Raw genomic sequence first — 5,605 nt, forward strand, 5'->3', positions numbered from 1 at the left:
CAATTTTATTAAAATCTTTGTCGTTATTTTATGATTTTAATAAAATTGATAACCTGGATGAATGACTTAGTAACAAAACATCATGTAAGCTACTCACAAATTCTGCAAAAGGCGTTTAAGAAACATTTAGGCGTTCATGAGAAGTGAGCTGAATAAATTGATGGGGAGCCCCTTCATTAGCGATGAGGGTTTTTGCTTTTTACTATAATTGTAGAGTTTTTTCTCGTATTGACGCACGTTTCCGACTAATTTCGACAGTTTCTGTCATCTTTATTTTGATACAATAAAACCGTGTCGAAATAGGTTTTATAACTAAAGGATCGAGGAACTTTACCGTAATTAACAACACAAATCGAGCAATTGAAACAACAATGAAGATGAAAGGGGAAAAACGATGGAAAAGCTAGACGGGAAATCGTTGGATTTAGTGAAAACAAACATTGAAGCATTGAAACAGCTATTCCCAGAAGTCGTGACCGAAGGAAAAATCGATTTTGAGAAACTAAAACTTGTGCTTGGTGAAGAAATTGAAAAACACAACGAACGATATGAATTTACATGGCACGGCAAAACACAGGCGATGAAACTCGCACAAACGCCGACAACCGGAACGCTTCGACCAGACAAACAATCAAGCAAAAACTGGGACACGACGGAGAACCTTTATATTGAAGGGGACAACCTCGAAGTATTGAAACTATTGCAAAAATCATACTTTGGCAAAATTAAAATGATTTACATCGACCCGCCATACAACACCGGCAAAGATTTTGTTTATAAAGACGACTTCCGCGATAACATTAAAAACTATAAAGAAATGACGCAACAAACAACAAAGGCAAATACCGAAACAAACGGACGATATCATACCGATTGGCTGAATATGATGTACCCGCGGTTAAAGCTGGCGAGGAATTTATTGAGGGAAGATGGGGTTATTTTTATTAGTATTGATGATAGAGAAAAAGCTAATTTGAGAAAAATTATGGACGAAGTTTTTGGAGAAGAAAATTTACTTGCTGAATTAATTTGGGACTTGGGAACCGGTACTCAGGCTGGGCATTTTACTAGGTCACATGAATATGTTTTAGCTTACGCGAAAAACAAGGAAATATTACCTAACTTTTCTGGTGGGGAAGGAGTAATTGAGGACAGGGCTACCAAAAAAATTTCAACAAAAAATCCAGCCAGTATTTTTGAATTTCCATCAGGTGTAAGATTTGAAGCTCCTGACGGCACAGAATTTACTGGAGAATGGGGAGGAACAGAGAAAATCCGGCTAATAAAAGGTAGAATGATCTCTAAAGATAATAAATTAGCTGAGCCAGTAACGCTTGAAGCTGGTTGGGCTATGAAAAAACAAATGGAATCCTGGTTTAGTGGTAAAGAAACATATGATAGTAAAGGACAGAAAGTTATAGATTTTTACTTCAATAGTAATGGGGTACTAAGATACAAAAAAGAGCGCACCATAATTAATCCTCCAACTGTTTTAAAAGAAAAAGGCTCAACAAAAATAGGTTCTCAAACAGTTGAGAAACTACTAGAGGTAGACAGCATTTTCGACTTTCCGAAACCAGTTTCGTTAGTAAAATTTTTTATTGAATTAACTACCGATGGGGAGGATTTAATTCTCGACTTCTTCTCCGGCTCCGCGACTACCGCTCATGCAGTAATGCAATTGAATGCCGAATATGGTGGAAATCGGAAGTTTATTATGGTACAGCTACCAGAGCCAACTGACGAGAATTCAGAAGCATATAAAGCCGGCTATAAAAACATTTGCGAGATTGGGAAAGAGCGCATTCGTCGTGCGGGGGAAAAGATCGTGCAAGAAACAGGCAAAACGGATTTAGATATAGGCTTTAAAGTGTTTAAATTGGACTCTTCAAACGTAAAGCCGTGGGATCCTGATTTTGAGAACTTCGAGAAAGATTTGGTAGAGCAGCTAAATAATCTGAAAGAAGACCGTACAAAAGAAGATTTATTGTATGAAATTTTACTAAAAATCGGTCTGCCGCTGACGACACCAATTGAAGAAATCGACTACAACGGCAAAACGATTTACAACGTCGGTTTCGGTTCGGTGCTGCTATGTTTAGAAAATGACATTGATTTAGACATTGTCCACGAAATGATGAAACATAAGTCCGAACATTTATCGCCGAAAGTCATTTTTAAAGAATCTGGCTTTATGAACGATTCAGTGAAAATAAATGCCATTCAAACATTGAAAAAGAACGGAATCAATGACGTAAGGAGTGTGTAGGAGATGAAACTAAAGTTTCGTGGAGATTTAACCTACCAAAAACAAGCGATTGATTCCGTTGTGCAAATTTTTAACGGACAGGAACTGAGCCAATCGAACTTCACCGTTTCATATGGACCAAATGCGGGGATGATTCAAACAGCGCTCGGGATAGGAAATCGTTTAGATCTTACGTCGGATGAAATTTTAAAAAACGTTCAAGACGTTCAGCTGAAAAACGGCTTGCCGCGCAGCGAGAAGTTAGACGGGATGAATTTCACCATCGAGATGGAAACAGGAACTGGGAAAACGTATGTGTACTTGCGAACGATTTACGAATTAAATAAACATTACGGTTTTACAAAGTTTGTCATCGTTGTACCATCGGTCGCCATTCGTGAAGGTGTTTATAAATCGCTGCAAATAACAAGTGATCACTTTAATGAACTATATGACAACAAGCCGCTAGAATATTTTATTTACGATTCACAAAAATTGGATCGCGTCCGCAATTTTGCGACCGCTACGACGATTCAAGTGATGATTATTAATATTGATGCTTTTCGCAAAAGCTTTGAAGATCCAGAAAAAGAAGATAAAGCAAACGTCATTCACCGTCCAAATGATCGTTTAAACGGATACCGACCGATTGATTTTATCCGACAAACAAACCCGATTGTTATTATTGATGAGCCGCAAAGTGTCGATACGACGCCAAAATCAAAAGAGGCGATTGCGTCCCTCAACCCATTATGCACGTTGCGTTATTCGGCGACACATGTTGATAAATACAATATGATTTATCGGTTAGATGCGGTCGATGCTTACAACCAAAAACTTGTTAAGCGAATTGAAGTCATGTCCGTTCGCTCCGAGCCATCGTTTAATGTACCTTATATCAAGCTAGTAGATGTGAAAGAACGAAAAGCAACGATTGAACTTGATGTCGAGACGCATGGAAAAGTGAAGCGAACGACGAAAACAGTGAAATATGGCGATGACTTATATGACATTTCTGGAGAGCGCGACATATATCGCGGTTATATTGTTGAGCAAATTGACTGGACGCCGGGGGACGAGTCAATTGAAATTAACGGTCATTATTTACGCATCGGTGATACTATAGGTGATATTGACGATGATACCATTAAACGTTATCAAATTCGCAAGACGATTGAGGAGCATTTAGATAAAGAATTGCGGTTACGTCATCGCGGCATTAAAGTGCTTAGTTTATTTTTTATTGACAAAGTCGCAAACTATCGCGACTACGATAAAGATGGCAATCCGATAAAAGGGAAATACGCCGTGATGTTTGAAGAAGAGTATCAGAAACTCATTCAAAAACCAAAATATCGTACATTGTTTAACGATATTGATGTCGATATTCCTATTGAAAAAGTGCATAACGGTTATTTTGCGCAAGATAAAAAAGGAAGACTAAAAGATACGAAAGGGAATACAGAAGCGGATACGGATGTATATAACCTTATTATGAAAGATAAAGAACGGTTGTTGAGCCTAGAGGAGCCGCTTCGTTTTATTTTCTCGCATTCCGCTCTGCGCGAAGGATGGGACAATCCGAACGTATTTCAAATTTGTACATTAAAAGATTCATCAGGAACGTACGTATCGCGACGCCAAGAAATTGGTCGCGGGCTGCGCTTAGCAGTGAATCAAAACGGTGAACGAGTGCAAGATGACAGTGTGAACATATTAACAGTGATGGCAAATGAATCGTATGAAGAGTTTGTCGCTTCTTTGCAAAAAGAAATGGAAGAAGAAACAGGCGTGACTTTTGGAAAGATCGAAAAACACATATTTGCCAAATTAACGTATATCGATCCAAACACAGAAGAACCGATGCAAATGGGCTACGATTTATCGGCTAAGTTGTACGAAGAGCTGAAGCAGCATGGATATATTGACGGTAAAGGAAAAGCAAAGTCGGAGCTAAAAGAAGCGATAGATAATGATACATTAAAGATGAGCGATGAGTTTCAGCCTTGGAAGCAAGCGATTTTGCATGAAATAAACCATTACTTGCAGCACTTGCCGATTAAAGATGCGACGAAAAAGAAAAGAGTGCAGTTAAATAAGCAAGTGTTTTTTGGTGAAGAGTTTCGCCAACTTTGGGAGCGAATTAAATATAAGACGGTCTACTCCGTTCAAATCGACAGCGATCAACTCATTCAAAAAAGCATAACGAGCATTCAAAACATGCCGCGTATTGAAAAAATTCGTATTATCAGCCGAAAAGATCAATTGGCGATTGACCGCGTGGAAGGAGTGCACTTGGAAACCGTCAGTGAGCGAGTGGAAGACTATGTTACCGCTCACCATACGTTGCCAGACATTATTACCGAACTGCAAAACCGTACGAATTTGACGCGAAAAACGATTGTTGAAATTTTGACGGGCTGCGACCGTCTCGATGACTTTAAAAACAATCCGCAAAAGTTTATGGAAGAAGTCACAAAAGTCATTCAGCGTGAAATGAAATTGCTTTTAAAAGACGGTGTAAAATATTACAAAATCGGCGACGATGCGTATTATGCTGTCGAGTTGTTCGAAAATGAAGAGCTGCTTGCGTATTTAAACAACAATGCGATTCGTAGTGAAAAATCGTTGTTCGATCATATCGTCTACGATTCGGATATCGAAGCGAGCTTTGCACAGCGATTTGAAAAGGACGAACATGTCAAAGTATATGTCAAACTGCCACATTGGTTTAAAATCGACACGCCAATTGGTGCATACAATCCCGACTGGGCGCTTGTGATCGACAAAGACGGTGAAGAAAAGCTGTACTTTGTGATCGAAACAAAAGGAACCGACTGGGAAGGCGCACTCCGCCCAGAAGAAGCGGCAAAAATCGACTTTGCCCGCAAACACTTCCAAGCCATTCATACAAACGTCGAATTCATCGGACCGGAGAAAGATGTTAATGAATTTATGCTCCGAGCAATGAGCCGATAGGACGGATTAGACAGAAGTTGATAAAACTTCTGTCTTTTTTTAATTTTGTAACAAGGTTCGACAGGATTTTTTGAATGGTTTTTGTATATTAAAGGGTGATGATCGTGTCTTTGAAAGGGGGAAAGGGATAGATTTATTTTTAAAAACAACATAAGTAGTTATTTTACATACAACTTGCTCTCGTGAATGTTTTTTGAAGTTGTAGTTCCTACTTTTATCCACAATATTTATGTATGTATAGCTTTGGAGGGATGTTATGATTAAAAACGTAATAATAAAAAATGTAGCAACCTATGATAGTCAAGGTGTAGAACTTAAAAATCTGGTTCATCACCAAATTTTGTGATTTAGTGACAAAAAAGAGAAAGCACTGACGAG

Annotated in this window: 2 protein-coding genes; both read left to right on the forward strand. The window is 38.6% G+C overall.

The features are described from left to right. The first annotated feature begins 394 nt into the window (after positions 1-394). Positions 395-2,269, forward strand: a complete 1,875-nt coding sequence (locus ACYQY7_RS13530) for a site-specific DNA-methyltransferase (protein WP_461202834.1) — start codon at positions 395-397, stop codon at positions 2,267-2,269. Between the two features lie 3 nt (positions 2,270-2,272). After that, the gene (locus tag ACYQY7_RS13535; RefSeq protein WP_461202836.1) at positions 2,273-5,227 is read left to right on the forward strand and encodes a type III restriction-modification system endonuclease; all 2,955 of its coding nucleotides are present in this window, start codon (positions 2,273-2,275) and stop codon (positions 5,225-5,227) included. Positions 5,228-5,605: the final 378 nt, after the last annotated feature.

The sequence above is a fragment of the Anoxybacillus sp. TBDG-1 genome (assembly GCF_054815885.1).

Excerpts from the sequence above, each read along its gene's own strand:
- ACYQY7_RS13530 (WP_461202834.1), top strand. The coding sequence starts at position 395 with ATGGAAAAGCTAGACGGGAAATCGTTGGATTTAGTGAAAACAAACATT.
- ACYQY7_RS13535 (WP_461202836.1), top strand. The coding sequence starts at position 2,273 with ATGAAACTAAAGTTTCGTGGAGATTTAACCTACCAAAAACAAGCGATT.